Annotated in this window: 25 protein-coding genes; 17 read left to right on the forward strand and 8 right to left on the reverse strand. The window is 63.6% G+C overall.

Annotation, left to right across the window (positions count from 1 at the left end; genetic code table 11):
- Positions 1 to 5: 5 nt before the first annotated feature.
- Positions 6 to 503, forward strand: a complete 498-nt coding sequence (locus D1012_RS09490; protein WP_118151492.1) for a flavin reductase — start codon at positions 6 to 8, stop codon at positions 501 to 503.
- Here the strand turns inward: D1012_RS09490 and D1012_RS09495 are convergent.
- Together D1012_RS09495 and D1012_RS09500 are read right to left on the reverse strand one after the other, a co-directional pair.
- Positions 466 to 1,491 (reverse strand): FUSC family protein, encoded by a 1,026-nt coding sequence (locus tag D1012_RS09495; RefSeq protein ID WP_158569288.1) that lies wholly within the window; start codon positions 1,489 to 1,491, stop codon positions 466 to 468. The genes D1012_RS09490 and D1012_RS09495 overlap by 38 nt on opposite strands.
- Positions 1,492 to 1,608: 117 nt before the next feature.
- Entirely contained in the window at positions 1,609 to 3,063 is a 1,455-nt protein-coding gene (locus D1012_RS09500) for an APC family permease (RefSeq protein ID WP_118151496.1), read from the reverse strand.
- A gap of 225 nt (positions 3,064 to 3,288) precedes the next feature.
- On the opposite strand from D1012_RS09500, the gene D1012_RS09505 reads away from it, so the two are divergent.
- The 5 genes from D1012_RS09505 (at position 3,289) to D1012_RS09525 (ending at position 7,827) form a co-directional block, all read left to right on the forward strand.
- Positions 3,289 to 4,215, forward strand: a complete 927-nt coding sequence (locus D1012_RS09505; protein ID WP_118151498.1) for an AraC family transcriptional regulator — start codon at positions 3,289 to 3,291, stop codon at positions 4,213 to 4,215.
- Between the two features lie 134 nt (positions 4,216 to 4,349).
- Positions 4,350 to 5,489, forward strand: coding sequence for an ornithine cyclodeaminase family protein (locus D1012_RS09510; RefSeq protein WP_118151500.1), 1,140 nt, complete (start codon positions 4,350 to 4,352; stop codon positions 5,487 to 5,489).
- A gap of 27 nt (positions 5,490 to 5,516) precedes the next feature.
- Positions 5,517 to 5,939, forward strand: coding sequence for a Rid family hydrolase (locus D1012_RS09515; protein WP_118151502.1), 423 nt, complete (start codon positions 5,517 to 5,519; stop codon positions 5,937 to 5,939).
- 18 nt (positions 5,940 to 5,957) lie between these two features.
- A complete protein-coding gene (locus D1012_RS09520) occupies positions 5,958 to 7,256 on the forward strand; it encodes an NAD(P)/FAD-dependent oxidoreductase (protein WP_118151504.1) in 1,299 nt (432 codons plus the stop codon).
- 124 nt (positions 7,257 to 7,380) lie between these two features.
- A complete protein-coding gene (locus D1012_RS09525) occupies positions 7,381 to 7,827 on the forward strand; it encodes a MarR family winged helix-turn-helix transcriptional regulator (RefSeq protein WP_118151823.1) in 447 nt (148 codons plus the stop codon).
- 26 nt (positions 7,828 to 7,853) lie between these two features.
- On the opposite strand, the gene D1012_RS09530 is transcribed toward D1012_RS09525, so the two are convergent.
- On the reverse strand, positions 7,854 to 9,338 hold the full coding sequence (locus D1012_RS09530) for a GMC oxidoreductase (RefSeq protein WP_118151506.1): 1,485 nt from the start codon (positions 9,336 to 9,338) through the stop codon (positions 7,854 to 7,856).
- Between the two features lie 299 nt (positions 9,339 to 9,637).
- Between D1012_RS09530 and D1012_RS09535 the strand changes: the two genes are divergently transcribed.
- Positions 9,638 to 11,269 carry an MFS transporter gene (locus tag D1012_RS09535; protein WP_118151508.1) on the forward strand — a complete coding sequence of 544 codons (1,632 nt, stop codon included), beginning with the start codon at positions 9,638 to 9,640 and terminating at the stop codon, positions 11,267 to 11,269.
- 63 nt (positions 11,270 to 11,332) lie between these two features.
- Here the strand turns inward: D1012_RS09535 and D1012_RS09540 are convergent, their stop codons facing one another.
- From D1012_RS09540 to D1012_RS09550, 3 genes are read right to left on the reverse strand one after another with little or no spacing between them, the layout of a single operon-like run.
- Positions 11,333 to 11,641: a hypothetical protein gene (locus tag D1012_RS09540; protein ID WP_118151510.1), complete on the reverse strand. Its 309-nt coding sequence runs from the start codon at positions 11,639 to 11,641 to the stop codon at positions 11,333 to 11,335.
- A complete protein-coding gene (gene ctaD, locus D1012_RS09545; RefSeq protein WP_118151512.1) occupies positions 11,641 to 14,160 on the reverse strand; it encodes a cytochrome c oxidase subunit I in 2,520 nt (839 codons plus the stop codon). Before ctaD ends, D1012_RS09540 begins: the two co-directional genes overlap by 1 nt.
- Positions 14,153 to 14,770, reverse strand: a complete 618-nt coding sequence (locus D1012_RS09550) for a cytochrome c oxidase subunit II (protein WP_233517073.1) — start codon at positions 14,768 to 14,770, stop codon at positions 14,153 to 14,155. Before D1012_RS09550 ends, ctaD begins: the two co-directional genes overlap by 8 nt.
- 93 nt (positions 14,771 to 14,863) lie before the next feature.
- Between D1012_RS09550 and D1012_RS09555 the strand changes: the two genes are divergently transcribed.
- Positions 14,864 to 15,379, forward strand: coding sequence for a DUF2231 domain-containing protein (locus tag D1012_RS09555; protein ID WP_118151516.1), 516 nt, complete (start codon positions 14,864 to 14,866; stop codon positions 15,377 to 15,379).
- Here the strand turns inward: D1012_RS09555 and D1012_RS09560 are convergent.
- Entirely contained in the window at positions 15,361 to 15,837 is a 477-nt protein-coding gene (locus D1012_RS09560; protein WP_158569290.1) for a CopD family protein, read from the reverse strand. The two genes, D1012_RS09555 and D1012_RS09560, sit on opposite strands and share 19 nt — an antisense overlap.
- Entirely contained in the window at positions 15,834 to 16,574 is a 741-nt protein-coding gene (locus D1012_RS09565; protein ID WP_118151520.1) for a cytochrome c oxidase assembly protein, read from the reverse strand. The genes D1012_RS09560 and D1012_RS09565 overlap by 4 nt, the downstream gene beginning before the upstream one ends.
- Positions 16,575 to 16,762: 188 nt before the next feature.
- Here D1012_RS09565 and D1012_RS09570 point away from each other — a divergent pair, with 188 nt between their 5' ends.
- The 9 genes from D1012_RS09570 (at position 16,763) to D1012_RS09610 (ending at position 25,121) form a co-directional block, all read left to right on the forward strand.
- Complete coding sequence (locus tag D1012_RS09570) at positions 16,763 to 18,142, forward strand: ferredoxin reductase family protein (RefSeq protein ID WP_118151522.1); 1,380 nt, start codon at positions 16,763 to 16,765, stop codon at positions 18,140 to 18,142.
- 352 nt (positions 18,143 to 18,494) lie between these two features.
- Positions 18,495 to 19,649, forward strand: a complete 1,155-nt coding sequence (locus tag D1012_RS09575) for a glycosyltransferase family 2 protein (protein WP_118151524.1) — start codon at positions 18,495 to 18,497, stop codon at positions 19,647 to 19,649.
- A 1-nt stretch (position 19,650) separates the two neighbouring features.
- Complete coding sequence (locus D1012_RS09580; RefSeq protein WP_118151526.1) at positions 19,651 to 20,736, forward strand: acyl-CoA dehydrogenase family protein; 1,086 nt, start codon at positions 19,651 to 19,653, stop codon at positions 20,734 to 20,736.
- Positions 20,733 to 21,464 carry a PIG-L family deacetylase gene (locus tag D1012_RS09585; protein WP_118151528.1) on the forward strand — a complete coding sequence of 244 codons (732 nt, stop codon included), beginning with the start codon at positions 20,733 to 20,735 and terminating at the stop codon, positions 21,462 to 21,464. Before D1012_RS09580 ends, D1012_RS09585 begins: the two co-directional genes overlap by 4 nt.
- A complete protein-coding gene (locus D1012_RS09590; RefSeq protein ID WP_118151530.1) occupies positions 21,461 to 22,048 on the forward strand; it encodes a class I SAM-dependent methyltransferase in 588 nt (195 codons plus the stop codon). Before D1012_RS09585 ends, D1012_RS09590 begins: the two co-directional genes overlap by 4 nt.
- Entirely contained in the window at positions 22,045 to 22,521 is a 477-nt protein-coding gene (locus D1012_RS09595; RefSeq protein WP_118151532.1) for a nucleoside deaminase, read from the forward strand. Before D1012_RS09590 ends, D1012_RS09595 begins: the two co-directional genes overlap by 4 nt.
- Positions 22,522 to 22,529: 8 nt before the next feature.
- The gene (locus D1012_RS09600) at positions 22,530 to 22,946 is read left to right on the forward strand and encodes a VOC family protein (RefSeq protein WP_118151825.1); all 417 of its coding nucleotides are present in this window, start codon (positions 22,530 to 22,532) and stop codon (positions 22,944 to 22,946) included.
- 126 nt (positions 22,947 to 23,072) lie between these two features.
- The gene (locus D1012_RS09605) at positions 23,073 to 23,504 is read left to right on the forward strand and encodes a DUF2231 domain-containing protein (protein WP_118151534.1); all 432 of its coding nucleotides are present in this window, start codon (positions 23,073 to 23,075) and stop codon (positions 23,502 to 23,504) included.
- A gap of 45 nt (positions 23,505 to 23,549) precedes the next feature.
- The gene (locus D1012_RS09610; RefSeq protein WP_233517074.1) at positions 23,550 to 25,121 is read left to right on the forward strand and encodes a PQQ-dependent sugar dehydrogenase; all 1,572 of its coding nucleotides are present in this window, start codon (positions 23,550 to 23,552) and stop codon (positions 25,119 to 25,121) included.
- The last annotated feature ends 44 nt before the right edge of the window (positions 25,122 to 25,165 follow it).

Consider the following 25,165-nt stretch of genomic DNA (forward strand, 5'->3'; position numbering starts at 1 on the left):
TTCCCATGACACAGCCCATCGCCCCAGAAATGCAGGCCTTTCGCAACGGCATGAGCCGCCTTGGCGCTGCCGTCAATCTGGTCACGACCGATGGCCCTGCCGGGCAGCATGGCATCACCGTCTCGGCAGTCTGTTCGGTCACTGACACCCCGCCGACCCTGCTGGTCTGCATCAACCGCAATGCCTTTGCCCATGATGCCTTTGTCACCAATGGGATTTTATGCGTCAATGTGCTGGCCGACGGGCATCAGGATCTGTCACGCAGCTTTGCCCGCTGGACCGGCGAAGACCGGTTTTCAGGCGCGCAATGGGACCGGCTGGCGACGGGCGCGCCGGTCCTGAAGGATGCAGCGGTCGCTTTTGACTGCCGCATTGCTGACAGTCAGCCCAAAGGCACCCATTCCGTGCTGTTCTGCGAAGTGCTGGCCACCCGCCTGTCAGACCAGCCCGGCGGGCTGATCTGGTTCAACCGGGCGTTTCACCCACTGGAGGCGCGGGCCTGACAGCCCGGCCCAGACCGGCGGGCGCGACCAGCACGACAAACCCGGCGGCGGCCAGTGCACAGGCCCCCGCCACAGCGGCATCTTCCGGCGCATGCCGCCATGTGCCGACCTCTGCCAGCAGCAAAAAGCACATGTTGGCATCCAGCCCCATACCCGCCGTGCGTGGATGCGCCCGCAGCACAGCCCCCGCTGCCAGAAACACCAGCGTCACCGCAAACACGACCCCCGCCCCGTCGAGGCGCAGCGGTGTGCCCAGGGCCAGAAATGTCAGCGCCGCCAGCATCCCAATCGCGACCCCCGGCACCAGAGTCCGGCAGATCGGTCTCGGATCAGGGGCCGCAGCCAGGATCATCGGATAGACCGTCAGCGTCATCGCCCCGGTCAGCACATCAAACCGGGGCCAAAGCATCACCAACCCGGCCGCAAGACCACTCATTGCCACACAAAACAGCGCCCGCCGCAGCGCTGCACGGGTCCGCCCCCGTATCACCCGTGGCGGCAACGGCACCGAGCGCGGCGGCGTAAAGGCAAAGGTCACAGCAGTCACCGAAACCACGCCAATCAACGTACACAGAATACGGTCCATCGCTGCTGACGTCGCAGGCACATCCGGGGCCGACCCGGCCAGAGCGGGCAGTAACACCACAAACAGCGTCACTCCCAGCATGAATGCGCCGTAGCTCATGACAGTCCCGATCCACCATGCCACGCCCGCCGATACCCCGACCAGCAACGACAACACCACCGCAATCACCCAATCCGGCGGTCCCAGCGCCAGCAGACCCAGCGCCAGTGCGGCACCAGCCAGCGTCCCCAGCACCCGCAACGCAGCCCGCCGCAGCAGATCTTCTCGCCAGATCTGATGCACCACCCAGACCGGCATCGCTGCCCAATACGGATTGGTCAGCCCCAGCATCTGCGCCAGACCAAGCGCCAGCGCGGCGGCTGCAAACAGCTGTAGGGCTATTGAAAGATCTCTATGCGTCATGAGGCCACGAAAAAGGCCGCCCATCGCAGGGCGGCAGGTGCAGAAGAGGGGTTGATCAGAGCTGGCGAGCCCGCGATCACCGGATGGACCGGGCGCATCCCGCGCCCGGTCGCGGGGTCATTCGAACACGCGGCCCAGATTGTTATACAGTTCCGGTTTGCGGCTCTGGATCGACCGGGCCAGCAGCGGACCGCACAGCCCGACCAGCACGATCAGCAGCGGATAGGCCTGAACCAGCACGTGATCTGATCCGGTCAAAAGGTCGGTGTTCATCGACACCAGCAGGAAGGCCCCGACCAATCCCACCAAGGCCAGCACAGGCGCCACCACCGTCACCAACGCCGAATGTTCGGTGCCGTGAGTGCGCTTGAAATACAGGATGATTGCAACCGAAACCATGATCTGTACTGCCAGAATCCCCAGCACCGCCAAGCCCGACATCCAGGAAAACACGACCTTGTAAGGGTCCGCCCCGCCCAAGGTAAACGCGATCAGCAATGCCGCAGCCGTCAGCGACTGCGCCACACCGGCCCGTGCCGGTGAGCCATGTGTCGCATGCACCCGGCCAAGGCTGTGTGGCAACAGACCTTCACGGCCCAGCGCAAAGAAATAGCGGTTCAGCGTGTTATGGAACGACAGCACACAGGCGAACAGCGACAGCAACAACAGTATGTTCATCAGCGTCACCGACCAGCCACCCAGAGCCTGCTCGGCCGCCACGAAATACAGTGACTCTAGCCCGCCCTCGGCCGCCGCAGCCGCCTGAATGTTCGACGGCCCGTAAAACTGCACCACAGCCCATGTCGAGAATGCGTAGAATACCGTGATAAGCAGCACAGCAACATAGGTCGCCCGCGGGATGGTCCGGTCAGGATCTTTCGCCTCTTCCCCGAAAATCGCTGTCGATTCAAAGCCGATGAACGAGCCGACCACAAAGACCAGCGCGACGGCAAGACCGGGCGTAAACACCACCTCTGGCGCGAAACTTGACGCGCTCATGCCCTCTGGTCCGCCGCCTTGCAGCACGATGGCCAGGTTGAGCAACAGCAGGATCAGCACCTCGGCGATCATCACCACGCCCAGAATGCGGCCCGAGAACGCAATGTTGCGCTGCCCGGCCAGATGCACCAACCCCACAGCCAGCAGCGACCAGACAAACCACGGCAGGTCAATGCCAAGCCCCGCCATGGTGCCCGAGAAGAACACGCCAAACAGCGCATAAACGGCGCATTGCACCGCCGTATAAGTCATCAGTGCGATCAGAGCGCCACCGATCCCCGCCGGGCGACCAATACCCTGAGCGATATAGGTATAGAACGCCCCCGCCCCGCCGACATGCCGGCTCATCGCGGTGAAACCTACCGAAAACAGCAGATAGAGCAGCCCGGCCAGAACAAAGGCTCCCGGCACCCCGGCCCCGTTGCCAAAGGCAAAGGCAACCGGCGTGGCACCGACCACCGCCGTCAGTGGCGCCGCAGCAGCGACCACAAAAAAGACGATATGCAAAAGTCCGATGGAATTTTTGGCAAGGCGCTCGCCGTCAGGCGCCTGTGCCGTTGCGTCAAGTGACATGATGGTGACTCCCTGATATTTGTTTTATTACGTGATTATGAATGCAATCGTACCGTCACCTATTGCGAAATGTGCCAATATATAGATAATTCACGCCATCCCCGGAAATAGGCCCTTGAAATGGCAAAAAGCGCCCTGAATCGTCCTCAGCCATTGATCCGGGTAGCGGCAGTGCGTCCGCTGGTCGATTTTATTGCCAGTTCTGTGGGCGCCACTGCTGATATTATGAGCCGGATCGGAATAGACCCTGCCACCTCGGCGGACCCCTATGCCCTGTTGCCGCTGGCGCAATATGTCGATCACTTTGAACGCGCCGCTCAGGTGTTGGGCAACCAAAGCCTTGGGCTGCTGGTTGGCATGCGGATGCGTCCGGCAGATCTGGGGCCTGCGGGGGTGTTGTTGTCGATCTCTCCCACCATCCAGTCCGGCCTTGCCCGGATCGCCAATGACACGTCCATTCTGCAAGAAGGCACCCATTCCAGCCTGTTCGAGGTGGGGGGCGATCTCGTCTGGACCTACCGGCTGTCCGACAGCACGATCTGGCCACGGCGGCAGGATGCAGAGTTCTCGCTTGCCACCGTATGTCAGCTGATCCGCCAAAGCTTTTCCCCGAACTGGCAACCGCTCGAAGTGCATCTGGAACATGGGGAGCATTCTGATCCCCACCTGCTGCAGAAACTGTTCCGCGCGCCTGTGCTGTTCCATCAGTCCGCCAACCGGCTGATCCTGTCGCGGGACGAGGCGATACGGCGGCACCGCACCGAAGATTCCGGCATGATCGGCATTCTGGAACGTCACATTGCCGACCTGAGCCAGCAACATCAGCCGCAGGCAACCGTGGTTGACCGGGTGCGACGGGTGATCAGTGTGACGCTTGGCCAGCGTCCGGTGACGCTGACCAGCGTCGCCGCGAATTTGCGGATGTCTGCGCGCAGCCTGCAACGCTATCTGGCCGAAGAGGGCACCAGCATCCGCGCTCTGGTGCAGGAACACCGCGCCGATCTGGCCCGCACGCTGCTGGAGAAAACCGACATGCCGCTGTCACAGGTGGCTCTTACTCTTGGATATGCCGATGGCACCGTGTTCTGGCGCGCCTATCGCAGTTGGACCGGGCAAGAGCCCAGCGCCTGCCGCCGCCCCTCCGCTCCCTGACCACGGTTTTGCGCAAGATGCGGCGTCTTGGCGTGAAATATCGAAATTCTGGCGCTCTGTGCGATGGCGCGACCGGGCGGGTTCGGCAGAACTAGGTCAACAGCCGCTTCCCCCATAGCAGGAGAGACCCGCCGATGACCGAATCGACCCGCATCGACTTTATCTATTTGTCCGAACAGGACATGATCCGGGCCGGTGTCACCGACATGCCAGCCTGTGTGGACTGCATGGAGGAAATGTTCGGCCTGCTCTATCACGGCGATTATCGCATGGCCGGACCGAACAGCGACAGCCACGGCGCGGCGATCAGCTTTCCCGAAAACTCGCCCTTTCCCGATATGCCCAAACCCACCGCCGACCGCCGGTTCATGGCAATGCCTGCCTATCTGGGCGGCAGCTTTCGGATGGCCGGGATGAAATGGTACGGATCAAACATCGCCAACCGCGAAAAGGGCCTGCCCCGCTCGATCCTGACCTTTATCCTCAATGATGCCGATACCGGCGCACCGCTGGCGCTGATGTCGGCCAACCTGCTCTCGGCCTATCGCACCGGGGCTATTCCCGGCGTCGGCGCGCGGCATCTGGCCCGCAAGGATTCGCGCATTGTCGGCATCATGGGGCCGGGGGTTATGGCAAAGACCACCCTCGCCGCGTTTATCGCCGCCTGCCCGCTGATCGACACCGTCAAGATCAAGGGACGGGGTCAGAAAAGCCTCGACAGCTTCACCGCCTGGCTAAAGGAAACCTATCCGCAGGTGACCACGATTGAAATCGTTGACACCATCGAACAGGTGGTGCGCGGCTCTGATCTGGTGACCTATTGCAACTCGGGCGCCGTCGGCGACCCCGCAACCTACCCGATGGTAAAGCGCGAATGGGTCAAGCCCGGCGCTTTCCTCGCCATGCCAGCGCTGTGCAACATTGATGACGCCATGCAATCGCCCGATGTGCGCAAGGTGGTGGACAACACCGGCCTGTACGAAGCGTGGTTCGAAGAACTGCCAAAGCCCGCCCATGTGCATGTGCCGATCATCGGTGTGAAATTCATGGATATGATCGCCGAAGGCATCATGCAGGCCGATCAGCTGGAAGACATCGGCAAGATCGTCGCAGGCGACGCCCCCGGCCGTCAGAACGATGACGAAATCATCATCATGTCGGTTGGCGGCATGCCGGTCGAAGATGTGGCCTGGGGCACTGTGGTTTACCGCAACGCCATTGCCGCCGGCATCGGCGTGCCGCTGAACCTGTGGGAAACCCCTGTTCTGCGCTGACCCATTCCCGATCAAGAAGGATATCCCATGACCCGCATCACCAAGGTCAAGACCGGCAACCGGCTGGAAGAGATCAGCAGCTATTCCCGCATCGTCGCCGTCGACAACTGGATTTTTGTCTCCAACACCGCAGGTCGCAATCCGGCCACCAAAGAGATTCCCGAAGGAGTCGAGGATCAGACCCGGCAGGTGTTCGCCAATATCTCCGGGGCGTTGGCGGCAGTACAGGCCAGCCTTGCCGATGTGATTTCGGCCCGCGTCTTCATTCAGGAGCCATCTGACACCCCGAAAGTGATGGAGATTTTCGGTGACATGTTCCGGGGGGTTGACCCGGCGCTGACCGTCACCTGCCCGCCGCTCGGCTCGACCGTCTACAAGGTCGAGATCGAGGTCACTGCCTATCGCGGGGCAGCCACGGCTGACACCGAACGGCTTTCCATCACCCTCTGACCCCGGAAGGAGCCCTGCATGGCCCCCGTCATCTCTGCCGTTCAGACCACCGCTGATATCCCCGCGAAAACCACAGTGGTCGTGATCGGGGCCGGAATCGTCGGTCTTTCGGCGGCGCTGACGCTGGCCGAACGCGGCATTCCGGTGGTGGTGGTGGAAAAGGGCCGGATCGCGGCCGAACAAAGCTCACGCAATCTGGGGTGGGTGCGCAAAACCAGCCGCGCCGCCGCCGATGTGCCACTGGCACTGGCGGCGGACCGGCTCTGGGCCGAGATGCCCGCCCGCACGGGCGAGGATGGCGGCTACCGACAGACCGGCATTCTGTTCGCCGCGCGCTCCGGTACGCAGATGGCACTGTACGAAAAATGGCTCGCCTCGGTCGCCCATCTGGATCTGGGGTCGTGCTTGCTGACACCGTCTCAGATCAACGAACTGGTTCCCGGCGGGCGTGGCACATGGGCGGGCGGCATCTATACGCCGTCTGACGCGCGGGCCGAACCGACGCTCGCCAACAGCGCCATCGCCCGCGCTGCCATCGCCAAAGGCGCGCTGATCGTGGAAAATTGTGCCGTTCGCACGATCAGCACCGCAGGCGGCAAGGTCAGCGCTGTGATCACAGAACGCGGCGAGATTGCCTGTGATCAGGTACTACTGGCCGGTGGCCTTGGCAGCCGCCGTTTCCTTGGCAACATGGGCATTTCTCTGCCGACGCTGCCGCTGGTCTGTTCCGTTCTGCGCACCATGCCCATGGACGGACCGACCGAGATTGCCATCGGCGCGCCCGACTTTTCCTTCCGCAAGCGGCTCGACGGCGGCTTTACCATCACCCAGCGTGGCAGGCTTGATGCCCCGCTCACCCCCGATCATCTGCGCATCGGTCTGGCATATCTGCCGCAGCTGCGCGCGCAACGTGGCGCGCTGAAAATCGGGCTGGGCAAGGCGTTTCTGCGCGAGCTTGCCACGGCACGGCACTGGGCACCCGACGCCGCCAGCCCGTTCGAGAAGGAGCGCATCACCGATCCGCTGCCCAACCACGACCTGAACGCCGAAGCGCTGCGCAATCTGCGCGCCGCCTGGCCGGTGTTTGAGACGGCGCAGATCGCGCAGTCCTGGGCCGGAACCATCGATGTGACGCCGGATTCCGATCCGGTGATTTCTGCTGTCGCGCAAATTCCCGGCCTGACCCTCGCCACAGGCTTTTCCGGCCACGGCTTTGGCACCGGCCCCGCAGCGGGCCATCTGGCCGCTGATCTCGTGTCAGCCTATACGCCAATAGTCGATCCGGCACCCTATCGCTTTGATCGTTTCAAGGCCTGACATAAGGCGGAACGTGACCTGTTACGTTCAGATTACTTTACCTTGCAGCGACACACGTCTAAACTGCAGCAGTCTTTGCCAACACCTTAGCAAATCAGATGACTCTCGCAGGAAAGTGCTGCCCGTGACCGATGATGTCTCCCGTTTCGCCAAGGAAGACTGGCCGTTTTACTGGATCAGCCGGGTCAATGCCCGCTATGTGCAGGTTCTGGAAAAGCGGCTGAAACCGATTGGCATCGACGTGCCGCACTGGCGTGTGCTCATTTCGCTGTACGAAGAACACTATCTGTCGATTTCCGAGATATCCGAACTGTCGACCATGCGGCTGAACACCACGACAAAGGTGGTGCAGCGCATGATTACGGACGGGCTGGTCACCACCCGCGTCCGGCCAACCGATGGACGCGTGACCGAAGCCTGCCTGACAGAAAAGGGCGACCGCCTGCGCGCACTTGCGCTGGAAGAGGCACGTCAGGTGTTTGACCTGAGCTTTTTCACCGTCTCCCCCGCCGAACGGGTCGCCCTGAACAGCGTGCTGGCAAAGGTCTTTACCCAGATCGACAAGCTTTGACCCCGCTCTGACTCAAGCGGCCGGGCCTAGCCCTTTTGCGCAATATGATCGCCCGCCCGCAGGGCAAGGGCGGCAATGGTCAGCGACGGGTTCACCGCAGCCGAGGTCGGCAGGACTGAGGCATCGATGACATACAGATTGTCTAGGTCATGCGCCCGCAGGTTGGCATCCACCACCGACGCCGCCGGATCGTTGCCCATGCGGGCTGTGCCGCATTGATGGCTGGGTTTGGATTTCGGGAACCCCCGCGACAGTACAATCGGCCAGCCCGCCTTGCGCATCGCCCGTGTCAGCCGCTTGACCAAAAGATCATGCGCCGCCACGTTGGTGCGCCGCCAGTCCAGCACCACACCGCCATTGCGCCACATCACACGAGAGTCCGGGTCCGGCAGATCTTCTGACATGGCCATGATGTGAATCGAATGATCCGCAATGTGCCGCGCCAACCACAGCGGCAGCCCGGCCTCACCCGCCAGAATTGGCCCGGTGATACGTCCAAGCATCTGGATATTGCCCAGCGGCTCGCCATTCGGGCCACCCGTCAGGTAGAAATCGTTGATCTGGATGGTCTTTTCATAAACAGTCCGGTTTCGCCGCAAAGGGTTCCACGCGACCATTCCGGTCAGGTTATGGTTCATGAAGTTCCGCCCCACCTGATCGGACCTGTTCGCCAGCCCGGTCGGATGGTCTGCATTGGCCGAAGCCAGCAGCAGCGCCGCCGACATCACCGCACCCGCGCACAGGCAGACCACAGGGGCGGTCATCACCTCGCGCTGACCGTTCCGCTCCACCTCGACCCCGGTCACGCGGCGGCCTTCGGACAGCAGGCGCACCACCTTTGTCCCCGTCTGCAGCGTAACATTCGGGTGTAGCAAAGCCGCGGCCAGAGCACAGCTTTCCGCGTCAGACTTGGCCCCTGTGGTATCGGGAAACGCATCCCATGTGGTTGGCGCACGGGCCAGCCAGCTGTCTAGATCGACACCAAGCGGCAAGGCACTGACATGCAGCCCCTGCGCCGCAAAGGCGCGGCGCAGCGTCACGATATCCGGCTCGTCCGGCACCGGCGGAAACGGATATGGGCTGGAATGCGCAGGTTCGGTCGGATCGCCCGCCACATCGCCGCGCACCCGGTACAACACCTCGGCCCGGCCATACCACGGCTCCAGCGTGTCATAGCCGATGGGCCAGCCCGGCGTTGTGCCGCCGATATGGCGCAACGGCGCAAAATCTTCGACCCTACAGCGCAGCAGAACCGCGCCGTAGAACTTGGTATTGCCACCGACAAAGGCATAGTTGCCGGGATTGAACGCAGCGCCCGCCGCATCGTGCCAGGTTTCCTTTGGCCGGAAATGCCCCCGGCCAAAGATCGCACCGGGGTCACGCGCTTCGGGACAGTCTGACAGATGCTCCCCCCGTTCAAGGATCACAACCCGCCGCCCCGTGGGTGCCAGCGCAGCCGCCAATGTGGCCCCGCCCATGCCAGAGCCGATGATGATCACATCAGGCTGCATTCGCCCTCATCCGCGCAACACTTTCTTTACAGACAGAAATCATGATCCCAAACCTATCCAGGTCCGCCAGCTTAATCACGCCCGCCGACCAAGCAAAAGCCACGATCTGGACTGGCGAAAGCATCCGACCCCTGCTACAGCCATTCTTATGCTGCAAGACTGGCTGACCCAGCACGTCGCCAGCCTTGGCACACCGGACCCGGCGCAAGAGGGGCTGACTGCCATATGACAAACCTGACCATCGGCGCACCAGCCACTGACCGCACCGGCGCCCCCGCCCAGCGGATGCAGCATACCCGATGAAGCTGCCGGTCTTCCTTGATCCGCTGCGGCATCAGACCTATCGCCGCCTGTGGTCCGCAACGATGATGTCCAATCTTGGCACTCTGGTTCAGACGGTGGGTGCAGGCTGGCTGATGGCCACGCTTACGACCTCTCCCGCCATGGTGTCGCTGGTGCAGGCGTCGAATTCATTGCCGATCATGGCCTTCTCCCTGATTGCCGGGGCGCTGGCCGACAATTACAATCGCCGCCGCATCCTGATCTTTGCCCAGATGGCAATGGTACTGGCCTCGACCGCTTTGGCGGTAACCGCATGGACCGGCGGGTTGACCCCGTGGATGCTGCTGGGCTTCACCTTTCTGGTCGGCTGCGGATCAGCTCTGTACAATCCCACCTGGCAGGCCTCGATGGGCGATATCGTGCCCCGCGCAAATCTGCACGCCGCTGTGGGACTGAACAGCCTCAGTTTCAACATGATGCGCAGCGTCGGCCCGGCGCTTGGCGGCATGATCGTGGCCATCGCCGGGCCTGCGGTGGCCTTTGTGCTGAACGCGCTGCTGACCCTGCCGTTGATCCGCGCACTGATCGTCTGGCGTCCCGATTATCCGCGCGCCGATCTGCCGCCCGAACATGTCGGCTCTGCCATCGGGGCCGGGCTGCGCTATGTGATGATGTCACCTGCTTTGCTGCGCGTGATGCTGCGCGGCGCGATCTTTGGCACCGCTGCCGTGATCACGCTGGCGCTGTTGCCACTTGTGGCGCGCGATATGCTGCAAGGCACGGCCCAGACTTACGGCATTCTGCTGGGTGTGTTCGGACTGGGGGCCATCGGGGGCGGCATCGCCAATACCCAGCTGGCGCGCCGCCTGCAAAATGAATCGGTCGTGCGTCTGGGCTTTGCCGGTTATGCGCTGGCGCTGCTGGGGCTTGGGTTTTCAGGCTCGCTGATTGTGGCCTGCCTGTCGCTGCTTCTGGCGGGCGCGAGCTGGGTTCTGGCGCTGGCGCTGTTCAACGTCACGGTGCAACTGTCGACACCGCGTTGGGTGGTGGGGCGGGCGCTTTCATTCTACCAGACGGCAACTTTTGGCGGCATGGCCCTCGGCTCCTGGCTCTGGGGCGCGCTGGCAGAGGCGCAGGGCCTGCCAACCGCTTTTGCTCTGGCCGCAGCTCTGCTGGGGCTGGGTGGGGTTCTTGGCCTGTGGTTGCCACTTCCGGCCTTTCCCGCCGATGAACTTGGCCCGCTGGGCCGCTTTCGTGCGCCTGAGCCGATGATAGATCTCAAACCCCGCTCCGGCCCGATCATGATAATGATTGATCACAACATCGCCCATAAGGACACCGAGCTTTTCCTGAAACTCATGCGCGAACGTCGCCGTATCCGGCTGCGCGACGGGGCACGGCACTGGACCCTGATGCGTGATATCGAACGGACGGAAATCTGGATCGAAAGCTATCATGTGCCGACATGGATCGACTACCTGCGCCATAACGCACGTCGCACCCTTGCCGATGCTGAAAACTCCAATCAGCTCAAATCCCTGCATCGCAGCACAGAGGGGGAGCAGCGGGTTCATCGCCTGATCGAGCGTCAGACCGTACCGCTGACCGATGACATGCCCCCCCGCAGCGACGGTCCGATCGGCATGTAAGCGGCTGCTCTGTCTGGGTCACGGATCAGGACCAACGAGGCCTGCTGACTTTTTTCGGTTGCATCAACCACACGTCGAGGTCAGCAGCACCGGCAGCAGCGTCAGACCGCTCGCCACCAGCCCGATCCACGCACCCATCCGGTGCAACCGCGCCTCCCGTGCGGGGCCCTTTGGCGCGGCGGCCAGAATCCCCACATGGAGGACAAGCCCCGCCAGCCAGACCCCGGCCATCGCCACGATATGCAGACTGCCAAACGGTGCCGCTACGCCGGTCCAGCCCCACGCGCAGCCGATCCCGTGCAGTGCATAAACAGCGGCAAACAGCACTGCCCACAACACCGGCCCCGCCATCATTCCCACCACCCAGCGCATCAGAACAACTCCTGCCCGGCGACCAGCAGCGCCGAGACAGCCGTGGTGGCCAGTGCAAAATCCTGCCACAGCCGCCACACCGGAGTCGCCCCGCGCCGCGAAGGCCCCATCCGCCCGTCCCGTGCATCGGCATAGGTGCGCAGCGCCAACAGCGCCGCGATTACGCCATGCACCACGGCAAAGCCCAGCAAGACTCCGCGCAGCGCATCGCGCGCATGGCGCCTCGGATCATCCAGCAGCAGCGCCAGCCCAGCCAGCGCGACCAGCGCCAGCACCCCTGCCGCTACGCCCAGCAGCGCGCGCTGTCGGGCCAGATCACCCCCGCGCCCAGCCTCTGCCAGCCGCGCCGTGACCGAACCCACGGCCATCGCCCCCAATGCCACCGCCACCAACACCGCAGGCCAAACCCCCGTCAGGCCCGACTCCGGCGCAGGCCAGCCCGGAGCCACCACAGACAAGAACCCGACCCCAAACAGCAGGCAGGCATAGAGCGACCCGTCCGCCACCAGCGTTGCCACCGCGCCGCCATAGGCCAAGGTGCCCCGCACCTGCCAATGCAGCGGCAGCGGCAGACCGGGGGCCGCGTGAACCGGCGCGTGATCCTGCCCGGTGCCCATCACCATGCCCCAGCGCCAGACCACCAGAACAATGGCCATGATCGCCACTGGGGTCAGCCAATAGATCCCCGCCAGCATCAGCATGAAAAAACTGCCGATCACCGCCGCCGTCGCCAAGGGCAGTATCGTGTTGTCCGGCAACACCGCGATATGATCCGGCCGCCCGCTTCCCGGCTCGACCACCAGCGTCTCGCGCCAACCGCGCGGCGCACCGGGCAAAATCCCCTCGCCCCGCGCCAGTGGCACGGCAGCAGCGGCATCGTCCCGCCCCGGTGCGGGCAGAGAGGCGAAGTTGTACGCCGGGGCAGGCAGCGCCATCGCCCAATCCAGCGTCGGCGCCTGCCACGGATTCCGGCGGCTGAGTGCGCCGAAAAACCATTGCATCACCATGTCAAAGACAAAGAGGGCAAACCCCATCGCCAGCACCATGCTGAAGATTGATGAGACCAAATTGGGCAGCACCCACTCCGGGTTGTCGGGGTAGATATCAATCCGCCTTGGCATCCCCAGCAGCCCGGTCAGATGCATGATGAAAAATGTGCCGTGAAACCCGATCAGGATCAGCCAGAACGCGGCCTCGCCCAACTTTGGCACCCGCGCGCGCCCGCAGATCAGCGGCATCCAATAGGTCAGCGCCGCCATCAACGGAAACACGAATCCCCCGATCAGCACATAGTGCAGATGCGCGGTGACAAAGGCGGTGTCATGTGCCTGCCAGTTGAACGGCACGATGGCCAGCATCACCCCGGTCAGCCCGCCCATCACAAAGGTCAGGAAGAACCCCAGAACATACAGCATCGGCAGCTTCAGCTGCGGCCGCCCCTTCCAGATCGTGCCGATCCACGCAAAGACCTGCACTGCCGTCGGCACTGCCACCAGCGCCGACGCGGCAGAAAAGAACGCCAGCGCCATATGCGGGATGCCCACGGTAAACATATGGTGGACCCACAGCCCGAACGACAGGAACACCAACCCCAGCACCGCCGCCACCACTGCGCCATAGCCAAGGATGGTGGTCCGGCTCATCACCGGAATGATGGTCGAAAGCGCGCCCGCCGCGGGCAGAAAGATGATGTAGACCTCGGGGTGGCCGAACAGCCAGAACAGATGTTGCCACAGCAGCGGATCGCCGCCGCGCGCCACGTCAAAGAATGGCCAGCCAAACGCCCGCTCCATCTCCAGCAGGATCGAGCCGAGGATCAGCGGCGGGAACCCCACCAGCATCATCACGCTTGTGCCCAGCATGTACCATCCCATCAGCGGCATCCGCGAAAGGGGCATATGGGCAGAGCGGCAGCGCAGAATGGTCACCGTGATCTCGACCGCCGCCGCCACGGCGGAAATCTCGACAAAGGTGATCCCCAGCAGCCACACATCGGCGTTGATCCCCGGCGTATAGGTCTTGTCCGACAGCGGCGTATACATGAACCAGCCCCCATCCGGGGCCACGCCTGCCAGCAGCGACAACAGAATGATCGTGCCGCCGAACAGATAACACCAGTATCCCAGCGCTGAGAGGCGCGGAAATGCCATGTCCCGCGCGCCAAGGATCTTTGGCAACAACCACAGCGCCAGCCCCTCCAGCATGGGAATGGCGAACAGAAACATCATGATGCTGCCGTGCATCGTGAAAATCTGGTTGTAGAGTGCGGTATCGAGGAACGCCCCACGCGGCGTGGCCAGCTGCGCCCGGATCAGCATCGACAGCACGCCGCCGATGGCAAAGAACACGCCGGCCGTCGCCATGAATCGCAGCCCGATGGTGGTATGGTTGACCGAAGCCAGCACCCCCCGCCACCCCGGCAGATCGCTCCACACTGCTGTCAGCTCGCGGTGCAGGGTCAGCGCCCGTTGCGGCGGGTTCGCCTGTGGTGTCACATCGCTGCGCTTTGCATCACTCATCGTCGCCCCCGCTCACTGTCAGATCGGGAAACGCCCCCGGCTCGTAGACCACCACGGTAAATCGCATCACGCTATGCCCGATCCCGCAGAATTCGGCGCACAGCCCCTCATGCTCGCCCGGCGCATCCGCCATCAGCCGCGCCACGTTGACCCGGCCTGGCACCGCATCCATCTTGCCGCCCAGACGCGGCACCCAGAAGCTGTGGATCACATCCGTTGCCGTGATCTCGATATCAAACGGCACGCCTGCGGGCACATAGAGCACATCGCGCGTTTCCAGCAGTGCCCCATCCGGCCCTGGCTGGGTAAAGGTCCAGCCCCATTGCCGGGCCTCGGCCGTCACCCGCACCGCGCCGTCATCGCGCGGCAGGATCCGCTCGCCAACCCAGAACCCGTAGCCGACCAGCGCGACCAGCACGGTCATCACAAATCCGACGCCCAGACCCAGCGTCCAGACCCGCTCATCAGCGCCCTTGCCCTCGGGCCTGCGCCAGGCCACCGCCAGCAAGATCAGCACAAATGCGGTGATCAACCCCGCCCCGATCAGCATCGCCCACCACAGCCCGGCCACCAGCGAGGCCGAGGGCCCGGCAGGGTCCAGCGTTGACAACGATCCCTGACAGCCCGCCAATAGCGGAACCAAACCGGCAACTGCGGCCTTATACCCATACCCCCGACCATCTGATTGAGGCGCTGCACCCATATGACACCCAAACCGCCAAAGCCGTTGACCGACCCGATTCAGGAACGCGCCTCGTTCAACGCGACCGAGTCGAAGATCGCCATCGCCGGTCATCCGCTGCATGCGATGATGGTCGCTTTCCCGATCACGCTGGCCTTTTGCACCTTTGCCGCCGATGCTTTGTACTGGTGGACCGGCGATCTGTTCTGGCCGCGCGTGGCGCTCTGGGCGGCAGGCGTCGGCTTTCTGGTCGGCGTGCTGGCGGGGATCGTCGGCACGATGGAACTGCTGGCCGTACCCGGCATCCGTATCCGCTCGGCCAGCTGGACCCATTTCATCCTTGCTGTCATGCTGCTGTCCATGCTGGGCGTGAACTGGATCATCCGGCTTGACGATGCCGCCGCAGCCGTTCTGCCTTGGGGGGTGCTGCTGTCCACCGTGACCGCAGGCATGACCGCAATCACCGGCTGGCATGGCGGCAAGCTTGTGTTTGATTATCAGATCGGCACCCAGAATGATCACAGAGATCCCCCCTGAGTTTCCAGCAGTATCGCGGGCAACAACGTCACGATCCACGCCAGATCGGGCTTATCCAGCACCAGCCACAGCACCACCGCAATCTGCGGCACCACAAAGGCAATCGCGATCAGCGGTGGCGGCATTCGATAGTTTCCCTCGCCTTCACCCGACCGCAGGATCAGATGACCGATCCACGCATGCACCAGCGTCATGCCGCAGACAAAGATCAACTTTACCCACAGCCATTCGGCCCGCACCTCTGCCACAAAGATCAGCGCGGTTCCCGCCGCAATCGCAATCACCGCAGCGGGCGTGGCAAAGACAATGTAGCCCGAATGCGTGATCAGCCGGAACTCGGTGAACCGCGATTGACTGCGCGCTCCGCGATAATGATGCAGCAACAGCGGCAGCGCGATCAGCGCCGCGCACCAGCAAAGCAAGGCCGAAATATGCAAAAACTTCAGCGAGGCGATCACGCGGCGAACCCCTGTTTCCAGCCGCGCCGCACCATCCAGAATGCAATCCCTGCGAGCGGCAGAAACCCCGGCACCCACATGATCAGCCCCGCCAGCTGCTGATCGGACAGGAGTGTCAGCCCGAATGCTTCCGCTCCAACCAGATGCTGTGGGTAAAGCGCGGTCGAAGCAAAGGTCAGCACCGCCCCGATGAACCCCATCACCGCCGCCAGCCCACCGATGCCCAGCGCATGGGCAAACAGCCCCTCCGCCCGCTGTTCCGGGTGCAGAACCGCCGACCAGAACAGCCAGGCCGGTAGCAACAGCGCGCCCTGCATCCCCCAGTACACCGCCACACTGGCCCAGGCCGCATCATAGACCGCAGGCACATGCCACAGGATCAACACCACCGAGGTCAATCCCATCGCCACAGCCGCAGGCAGCGCACGCCACGGAAGCGCGACAGCCAAGGCCGGAGCTACAAAAGACACCAGAACCACATGATGCAACGCGCGCGCTGAAAACAGCGCCACCGTCGCGGCACAAAGCGGCGACACAAACGCCACCACCAACCCAATTCCCGTCAGCATCAGCGCCCGGTCCTGCCCAGCGGTCAAACCAACCCGCGACCGAAGCCAAAGCGCTGCAAAACCCGCGCAAGCCAGCACAAACAGCAGCCAAGGATCGCCGTTCCACGCATAAATCAGCGCCTCCGGGGCAATCAGGGGGCCGCAATATGGCACGGCGTCAACACCCATCGTTTAAATCCCAATCTGTCTTCAATCCTGACGAGCCCGCTACCGCGCATCACATCTCGCCGGTAAACCAACCAGAACCGCGCCGGTTCGTTCCATAGGTTTCCCGTAATTTTCGTCCAACACCCCGGTTTCTTCAGATTTTTATGGCTTTCACGGAACGTTTCCGGCGCACAGCCCGTTCCTTGTAAATGAACGCACCCGATCACCCTGATCCGCAGGCCTTTGTCCGCACCGCCGACCGCCCGCTGGTGGTGGCGCTGCGCGCCAGTCTTTGGCTGATCGCCGGTCTTGGCATCATCGCTCTGCCCTTTGTGCTGATCCTGCTTGGCAGCGACCGCCCTACCGCAGTCCACCCGCTGTGGGATTTCGCCATGGGCTGCGGGTTCGCCGCCCTCACCCTCGCCATTGCTCAGTTCGCACTGACCGGACGGGTCAAGCTGCTGACCACGCCGTTTGGCGCCGATATCATCTACCTGTTCCACCGCTTTCTCAGCTGGGGGGTGCTTGGGCTGATGTTGACGCATTTCGGCATCCTCTACATCTGGTATCAACCCGCCCTGGGCGAGTTGAACCCCCTGACCGCCCGGTGGGAGCTGACAGCGGGCCGCGTTGCACTGGTTTGTTTCGGGGCGCTGATCCTCAGCTCTGAACTGCGCAAACGGGTCGGGCTGGAGTATCACGGCTGGCGCATCCTCCACATCGCCCTCGCCGTCACCGGCACTTTTGCGGCATTGGCGCATGTGCTGGGCGTCGGCAAGTACAGCGCAATGGCGGGCAGCCGCACCCTGTGGCTTGGCATCGCTTTGGTCTGGGCCGCCTTCCTCGCCTGGTCCCGCCTGCTGCGCCCGATGGTTCTGGCCCGAAACCCGTGGCGCGTGACCTCGAACGAGGCCGAGCGTGGCGGCGTCCACACCCTTACCCTGCGCCCCGAGGGTCAGCCGTTGCGTGCGTGGAAGCCGGGGCAATTCGCCTGGCTGACCATCGGCCACGCGCCGTGGGCCCTGCGTGAACACCCCTTTACCATCTCGACCGCACCGGACCGGGGGCCAGAGGTTTCCTTCTCGATCAAGCCCCTTGGCGACGATTCCGAACGCATGGCCAAAACCCCGCCCGGCACTCTGGCCTATGTCGATGGCCCCTTCGGCACCTTTTCCATTGACCGCGAGGCCACCGCCGAGGGCTTTGTCATGATTGCCGGCGGCGTTGGGATCACCCCGATCCTGTCAAACCTGCACGCTCTGCAATCGCGCGACGACCCGCGCCCGGTGATCCTGCTCTACGCCAACAGCACGCTGGATGAGGCCTCCTTCCGCGAGGAACTTGGCGCCATCGCGCAGGATATCGACCTGACCATCGTGCATGTGCCCGAAGAGGCGCCCGAAGACTGGCAGGGCGAAACCGGGATGATCGACAAAGACCTGCTCGCCCGCCACCTGCCCGACATGACCCACGACTGGCCGCACATGCTCTGCGGTCCGGCCCCGATGCTGGAGGCGGTGTCAAAGGGATTGACCGCGCTGGGTGTGCCCGCGCGCCGGATCAGTTCCGAAATCTTTGATCTGGTGTAATGCATGCGACAAACCTACGCCCGTCTTCTGGCCGCCGCCCTCGTCGCCTTTGCGCTGGCGATGGCGCTTGGCTTTGCCATGGTCGTGAACGGATAGGGCAATCGTTTGCCCGCGGCGTCTTCATCCTGGTCCGAATGCTCCCGGCATCGCACCGGTCTTTGGTACGGAAGAGCACAAATCTGCTTTGGTGCTGCGGAACAAATCGTCCTGTCTCCGGTTCTTCCCAAACGACTCTAAACGCGACCTTTTCTGAACAATCCCGAGACTCCGTGACGGAGGCGGTCATTGCCAAAATCAGGCCGCACGAACCGACCTGTCGATCCGAACACTGTTCAGAGGAGTGTACGCCCCGATGTCAAAGGCCCCTTGTCCGCTCAGTACGATGATCACCGCCTTTGGCTCGACCGGCCCGTGGTCTGCGGCGATCGTCATCCCAGCCCGAAACGAGGCGCAGCGGATTGTCCGCTGCCTTGATGCGGCAGCGGTGGCGATCCGCGCCGCGCAGCCCGTGGTGACGGGGCTGATCGTGGTGGTCAACAATTCAACCGATGCCACCCATGACCATGCCGTTGTTTGGGCGCTCACCCATCCTGAGGTGCCGCTGGTGCTGGTCGCCTGCCTGTTTGCGCCCGAGGAGGCCAATGCGGGGGCGGCGCGCCGGGTGGGGCTGGATCTTGCGGCAAAGCGGGTGCCGGCCCATGGCGTGCTGATGACAACCGACGCCGACAGCTCGGTGCGTCCCGACTGGATCACCCGGAACCTGCATGAGCTGACACAGGCAGACCTGATCTGCGGACGGTTCGTCGCCGATCCGGCAGAGGCCAGCACCTTGCCAGAGGCGGTCGCGCGGCACTGCACCGTAGAGACCGATTACATGTCTGTTGCCGTCAAAGTCGCGGCCCTTCTGGACCCGCAGTCGCATGACCCCGACCCGCCGCATCTCACCGCGCCGGGGGCCAGCCTCGCCTTTACCCGAGAGCTGTATGAAACTGTCGGCGGCATGCCCGCCATTGCCATGAGCGAAGACCGCGCCTTTGCGGCCCTTGCCGAAGAACACGACTTCCGGCTGCGCCATTCCGATACGGTGATTGTCGAGACCTCGTGCCGGATGACCGGGCGCACCGGCGGCGGCATGGCGGGCGCGCTGCGGGCGCGCGCGGTCGAGAGCGACCCGCTGGCCGATGAATGGCTGGAACCTGCCGCCACCTTTGTCCTGCGCTACCGGCTGCGCGGCCAGTTGCGCGCCGCATGGCCCGACCCGATCGCGCTGCAGGCCCGGCTTGCCGACCTGCTGGGATTTGCCGAGGCGGTGCGTCTGATGTCCGCGCCCCTGCCGCCCCGGCTGGGTGCCTTTCTCGCACGGATCGAAGCCAGCTCACCGGCGCTGGCCCGTGTCCGGCTGCGGATGAGCGGGTGCCGGGCCGAGCTGCCCCTGCTGCAGGCGGCACTTGCCGGGCAGCACGAACGCACGGCGGAACCTGCGCTGCGCCAACGGAGCGCGGGCTAAGATGACACAGGCAAAATTTTCGCCGACAGACCCCGTTGGCCAGGCGCTTGCCACGGTCGCCGCCCATGCGGCGGCGGCTGAACGGGGCGAGGTCACGCTGGCCGCCGATCTGGTGCTTTTGCACCACTGCGGGCTGCTGTCGGAACTGGTGCGGCATACCTCACCGGGCGGCGACGCGCTGGCGGGTGCCACGCTGTTGCGCCGGATCGGTCGGGCCAGTCTAGCGGTCGGGCGGATCGTTGAAGGCCACGCCAATGCGATGCTGCTCGTTCATCTTTACGGCACCTCCGCGCAGCGGATGCAGGTCACCGCTGGCGCGGGCGCGGGCGCGATCTTTGGCGTCTGGGGGGCCGAGGGCAAAGACCCGGTCACCGTGACCGCACAGCATGGCAATACAGTAACCCTCTCCGGCGCAAAGCAGTTTTGCTCGGGCATCGGCCTGCTGTCCTGGGCGGTGGTACCGGTCACTTTGCCAGAGGGGCCGCAACTATTTCTGGTCGATGTGCGCGATTCCGACCGCGGCGATCTGTCGACCTGGCAGGTCAGCGGCATGCGGGCAACCGCATCAGGTCGCTATGATCTGACCGGGGTGACGGCGCAGACGCTGGGACTGCCCGGTGATTACACGCAAGAGCCGCATTTCGAAGGCGGGATCTGGCGGTATTGCGCGCTGCACTGTGGCGGGCTTGAGGCTTTGGCCGAAGAGGCCCGGCGCCATATCCTTGCGCGGCAGCAGGGCGATGACCCGCATCAGCGGGCGCGGCTGGCGCAGCTGGCGATCCATGCGCAGACCACCCGGCTCTGGGTCGAGGCGTGCTGCAGGTCGATCACCACCGATGCGCCCACAGACCAATGCGTGACTCAGGCCCTGTTGGCGCGTGAAGCGGTGGAACAGGCCTGCCAGTCCGGCATTGCACTGGCGGAACGCATTCTGGGCACACAGGCCTTTGCCACCCAAAACCCTGCCGACCGCATCCGCCGGGATCTGGCGTTCTTTCTGCGGCAGGCAAATCTGGATGGCAAGCTGGCAAAGGCCGGTGCAAGCCTGCTGGCCCGGACCGCCCCATTGGGAGAGTGCATCACATGACACCCCTGCTCCAAACGGCCCGTCTGGCGCCCTGGACCACGATCAACAACGTGTCCGGCAATGGTGATGTCCTGTTGCTGGCCCCGCACCCCGATGACGAAACTCTGGGCTGCGGCGGGGCAATTGCCGCACTGACCGAGGCCGGACGCAAGGTGCAGGTGGTGGTGGTGACCGACGGCTGCCATTCACACCCACGCTCGCGCCTGTACCCAACGGAGCAGCTGCGCCAGCTTAGGGAGGCTGAGGTGCAGCAGGCTGTGGCGATCCTGACCGGGGGGCACGGGCCGGCCCCCATCATGCTGAACTACCCCGATGCCGCCACCCCTGAGGATGACGATGCTATCGCGGCGGCAGCAGACCGCATTGTTCCGCTTGTCAGTGAAACGACAACTGCGCTCTGGGCTGCGTGGGGCAGCGATCCGCACCATGACCACATCAGCGTCGCCCGCATGGCAGCCGCTGTTACGGCTCGGCTTCCCCATCTGGCCTACTGGTCCTATCCGATCTGGGGGCGTTTTCTGGAACAGATCCCCACGCTGAATCCCGCCGCGATGATCAAGTTTGACACGCAGACCTGGCAGGACCGCAAGGCCAGAGCGGTCGCGGCGCACGCCTCGCAGATGACCGGGCTGATCACGGATGACCCGACCGGGTTCCGGATGAGCGACATCCTGCAGCAGCACTTCATCACCACGCCAGAGCTTTTCCTGCGTGAGGGGATAGCATGACCCAAAGCTCAGACCACTTTGACCAGCTCTATCGCGCCAATCCCGACCCTTGGGATTACCAAAGCAGTGCCTATGAGCGGCGCAAATATGATGCAACGCTGGCGGCGCTGACCCGTGCGCATTACGACTCGGCGCTGGAAGCAGGATGCTCCATCGGTGTGCTCAGCGCACGGCTGGCGCGTCGTTGCAACAGGCTTCTGGCGCTGGATTTCTCGGATCTGGCGGTTGCGCAGGCGGTCAAGGCGTTGGCCCCGTTTCCCCATGCGCAGGCCCGTCGCGCCACCCTGCCGGATGACTGGCCAGTGGGCGGGTATGATCTGATCATGCTGTCAGAATTCATCTACTACCTCACCTCGGATCAGATCTCACAGACAGCAAAGTTGGTAGCCCGCGACGCGCGCGATGGGGCCGAGTGCGTTCTGGTACATTGGCAGGGCGACACCCAGACCACGCTCACCCCAAATGCCGCGCGTGACCTGTTCTGCGCCGAACTCGCCGCGCATCGCGGGTTCGAGACGATCACCCATACGACAACAGGCGAGTATGATCACCTGACCCTTTCATTTGATACGGTACAGGCATGACAAAAGCTACCGCTCACTCCATCAGCCCATCCGAGCGCGATGCAATGCGCGACGCCATTGACCGGGCGCTGACAGCACAGACTGAAACCGGCAAGGCCGGGATCGCTGCCAGCATCATCCGCGATGGCAGTGTTATCGCCACGGGTGAAAACGAGGTGCATCTTCAGTCTGACCCGACCCAGCATGCAGAAATGGTGGCGATCACCCGCGCGGCGCAGGCGCTGAACACCACTGACCTGACCGGCTGCACCCTGATCTCTACCCTGCAACCCTGCGAGATGTGCCTTGCGGCGATGCGCTTTGCCGGGATCAGCCGGGTGATCTTTGCCGCGACGCAGGACCACGTGGCCCCCAAGTACTTCGTCTTTCCCCACCTGCGGATCGACGATTTTCAGCGCGGCGACGGCTTTACCGCCCTTGGCGGCATCGACGAAGATCGCATTCTGCACCTGTATGCCACCGGAGAGGAGTGACCACGACCATGCCCGAGATGTTGTCCATTCTGGAAACTGCGCTTTATGTCGATGACCTTGACCGGGCAGCAGCGTTTTACGAAGGGGTTATGGGCCTGCCCGTCCTGCATGCGGATGACCGGATGCGGGCCTATGATGTGAAAAGGCGCTCGGTGCTGCTGTTGTTCCTGCGCGGTGGCACCACTGCGCCTGTACGCACCGCTAGCGGTCTGATCCCGCCGCATGACGCAAACGGTCAGATCCACATGGCCTTTGCCATCGCGGCCGATCAGCTAGAGCCATGGCGCGCGCATCTGGCTGCGAATGACATCGAAATCGAAGGCACGTCAGACTGGAAACGCGGCGGCCACAGCCTGTATTTCCGCGATCCTGACAGCAACATGCTGGAGGTGGCGACAACCCCCGGCCTGTGGGAAGGGTTCTGATTCCCGCCCCGGTGGCGCAGGCAATGCCACTGGTCGCGAACGAGATCCCTCTCGGGAAACACATCGGGGGGAACAAAACTGCGCCCAAGGTGTTTCTGTCTGGCATCGCTTGCGAAAGGACACCGGATGAACTCCACCCACTCCCGCTATCATGGCGTTTCAGATGTCCCGGTGCCGGGGTTGACCACATTCAGCTATTTTGCTGCCGCGTTTTTCGCGCTTACCCTGCTGACAGATATTGCCTACATTCAGACCACAGTGCTGATGTGGAAAGATTTTTCTTCCTGGCTTTTGTTTTTCGGCCTGATTGCGGGTGGTATTGCCGCCCTGCTTTGGCTGGTTGATCTTGCCGTTCATCGTCACCGCCCGATGGGCAGCATTGTTGCCCTGAACGTGGCCGTCTTGATCTGTGCGCTTCTCAACAGCCTGCTTCATGCCGGTGATGGCTGGACAGCCATTGTCCCTTGGGGGGTCGGTCTTTCGGCACTGACCTGTTTGCTGATGCTCGGCTCTGCCGTGCTGCGGCGGCGCGCAATTGTTCACCGCCCCTATTTCTAGCGCTCGCTTTGCCCTGCACCTTCGCCCCGAAAAGGACGACACCCGATGACATCCGCAACGAAATCCACTGTGACATGCGCCACCCGTTTCCCGCAGCAGAGGCTGATGCTTTCCGGCACGGCGATGCTGCTTATCCTCGCCCTGACCCATCCTGCCCATGCGCAGGACGCTGGATCGGGTGAGTTTGACATCACCCGCCAGATCGGCCCTGATCCGTATTTGCCCGAACCGCAATACGTGAATCTTCTGGCCACGGTAAAGGTGGCCGAGGTGGTGGGCTGGGCCGAGGGGCAAACACCGACCGTGCCCGACGGGCTGACAATCGCGGCTTATGCCACCGATCTGGTCAACCCGCGCACCGTTCACACCCTGCCCAATGGCGATGTGCTGGTGGTGCAGTCCCGCGCCCCCGAGGAAAAGCCGCGGTTTCGGCCAAAAGACTACATCCGCGACTGGGTCATGGCCTTTGCTGCGGGCGGGGGCGACGGGCCGGATCGTGACACCAATCTGATCACCCTCTTGCGCGACACTGACCGCGATGGCGTGGTAGACGAACGCCATGATCTGCTGACCGACCTGCACTCTCCCTTTGGCCTCGCCTGGATCGACGACACGCTCTATGTCGCGGCGGCGGATGGCGTCGAAAGCTATCCCTACGCGCTGGGGGAGAACACCATCACCGCGCCGCCAACGGTGCTGACGCCGCTGCCCGGTGGGCCGCTGAACCATCACTGGACCAAGGATCTGGCGCTCAGCCCCGACGGCACGATGCTTTATGCGTCCGTCGGGTCGAACTCGAACGCCGCCGAAAATGGAATGGAGGCGGAAAAGGGCCGCGCCGCGATCTGGGAGATTGACCGCGCCACCGGTGCCGCGCGGATCTATGCCTCGGGCCTGCGCAATCCCAACGGGCTGACCTTCAATCCCGATTCTGGCATGCTCTGGGCGGTCATCAACGAGCGGGATGAGCTTGGCCCCGATCTGGTCCCGGATTACATGACCTCGGTACAGGACGGCGCGTTCTACGGCTGGCCCTACAGCTACTTCGGCAACCATGTTGACGAGCGGGTGCGCCCGGCCCGGCCCGATCTGGTGGCCACCGCCATCGCGCCCGACTATGCGCTGTCCAGCCATGTCGCGGCGCTGGGTCTGGTGTTCACCAACGGCGCGGCAATGCCCGATGCCTATGCCAACGGGGCTTTTGTGGGCCAGCGCGGCAGCTGGAACCGCGACACGTTCAACGGCTACAAGGTGTCTTACGTGCCCTTTACCAATGGCGTGCCAGACGGCATGGCGCAGGATGTGGTGACCGGCTTTCTGCACGAGGATCAGGCCCGTGGCCGCCCGGTCGGCCTTGGCCTTGACGGCACCGGCGCACTGCTGATCGCAGATGATGCCGGCAACACCGTCTGGCGCGTTGCTGCCGCAGACGGGCGCATCACCGAGGCGCCGATTGACAGCGACCGTGTTGCAGCCCCGGCACCTGCAGAACCAGAGGGAGCGGCCCCGGCAGCCCCCGCAGAAGATGGCCCCGCCACGCCCGAGACCGACGCGACACCGCCCCCGCCAGCCGACGCCGCCGCACCAGACGAACCGGCACCGCTGCCGCAGGAATAGCGGTCGGCGGTCTTTGCACCCGAACACACTCCACCCGGCCCCGC

Origin of the sequence: Pseudotabrizicola alkalilacus (genome assembly GCF_003443995.1) — a bacterium.
Taxonomy (GTDB): Bacteria; Pseudomonadota; Alphaproteobacteria; order Rhodobacterales; family Rhodobacteraceae; genus Pseudotabrizicola; species Pseudotabrizicola alkalilacus.

Excerpts from the sequence above, each read along its gene's own strand:
- D1012_RS09490 (WP_118151492.1), top strand. The coding sequence starts at position 6 with ATGACACAGCCCATCGCCCCAGAAATGCAGGCCTTTCGCAACGGCATG.
- D1012_RS09495 (WP_158569288.1), bottom strand. The coding sequence starts at position 1,491 with ATGACGCATAGAGATCTTTCAATAGCCCTACAGCTGTTTGCAGCCGCC.
- D1012_RS09500 (WP_118151496.1), bottom strand. The coding sequence starts at position 3,063 with ATGTCACTTGACGCAACGGCACAGGCGCCTGACGGCGAGCGCCTTGCC.
- D1012_RS09505 (WP_118151498.1), top strand. The coding sequence starts at position 3,289 with ATGAGCCGGATCGGAATAGACCCTGCCACCTCGGCGGACCCCTATGCC.
- D1012_RS09510 (WP_118151500.1), top strand. The coding sequence starts at position 4,350 with ATGACCGAATCGACCCGCATCGACTTTATCTATTTGTCCGAACAGGAC.
- D1012_RS09515 (WP_118151502.1), top strand. The coding sequence starts at position 5,517 with ATGACCCGCATCACCAAGGTCAAGACCGGCAACCGGCTGGAAGAGATC.
- D1012_RS09520 (WP_118151504.1), top strand. The coding sequence starts at position 5,958 with ATGGCCCCCGTCATCTCTGCCGTTCAGACCACCGCTGATATCCCCGCG.
- D1012_RS09530 (WP_118151506.1), bottom strand. The coding sequence starts at position 9,338 with ATGCAGCCTGATGTGATCATCATCGGCTCTGGCATGGGCGGGGCCACA.
- D1012_RS09535 (WP_118151508.1), top strand. The coding sequence starts at position 9,638 with ATGAAGCTGCCGGTCTTCCTTGATCCGCTGCGGCATCAGACCTATCGC.
- D1012_RS09540 (WP_118151510.1), bottom strand. The coding sequence starts at position 11,641 with ATGCGCTGGGTGGTGGGAATGATGGCGGGGCCGGTGTTGTGGGCAGTG.
- ctaD (WP_118151512.1), bottom strand. The coding sequence starts at position 14,160 with ATGAGTGATGCAAAGCGCAGCGATGTGACACCACAGGCGAACCCGCCG.
- D1012_RS09555 (WP_118151516.1), top strand. The coding sequence starts at position 14,864 with ATGACACCCAAACCGCCAAAGCCGTTGACCGACCCGATTCAGGAACGC.
- D1012_RS09565 (WP_118151520.1), bottom strand. The coding sequence starts at position 16,574 with ATGGGTGTTGACGCCGTGCCATATTGCGGCCCCCTGATTGCCCCGGAG.
- D1012_RS09570 (WP_118151522.1), top strand. The coding sequence starts at position 16,763 with ATGAACGCACCCGATCACCCTGATCCGCAGGCCTTTGTCCGCACCGCC.
- D1012_RS09575 (WP_118151524.1), top strand. The coding sequence starts at position 18,495 with ATGTCAAAGGCCCCTTGTCCGCTCAGTACGATGATCACCGCCTTTGGC.
- D1012_RS09580 (WP_118151526.1), top strand. The coding sequence starts at position 19,651 with ATGACACAGGCAAAATTTTCGCCGACAGACCCCGTTGGCCAGGCGCTT.
- D1012_RS09585 (WP_118151528.1), top strand. The coding sequence starts at position 20,733 with ATGACACCCCTGCTCCAAACGGCCCGTCTGGCGCCCTGGACCACGATC.
- D1012_RS09590 (WP_118151530.1), top strand. The coding sequence starts at position 21,461 with ATGACCCAAAGCTCAGACCACTTTGACCAGCTCTATCGCGCCAATCCC.
- D1012_RS09595 (WP_118151532.1), top strand. The coding sequence starts at position 22,045 with ATGACAAAAGCTACCGCTCACTCCATCAGCCCATCCGAGCGCGATGCA.
- D1012_RS09600 (WP_118151825.1), top strand. The coding sequence starts at position 22,530 with ATGCCCGAGATGTTGTCCATTCTGGAAACTGCGCTTTATGTCGATGAC.
- D1012_RS09605 (WP_118151534.1), top strand. The coding sequence starts at position 23,073 with ATGAACTCCACCCACTCCCGCTATCATGGCGTTTCAGATGTCCCGGTG.
- D1012_RS09610 (WP_233517074.1), top strand. The coding sequence starts at position 23,550 with ATGACATCCGCAACGAAATCCACTGTGACATGCGCCACCCGTTTCCCG.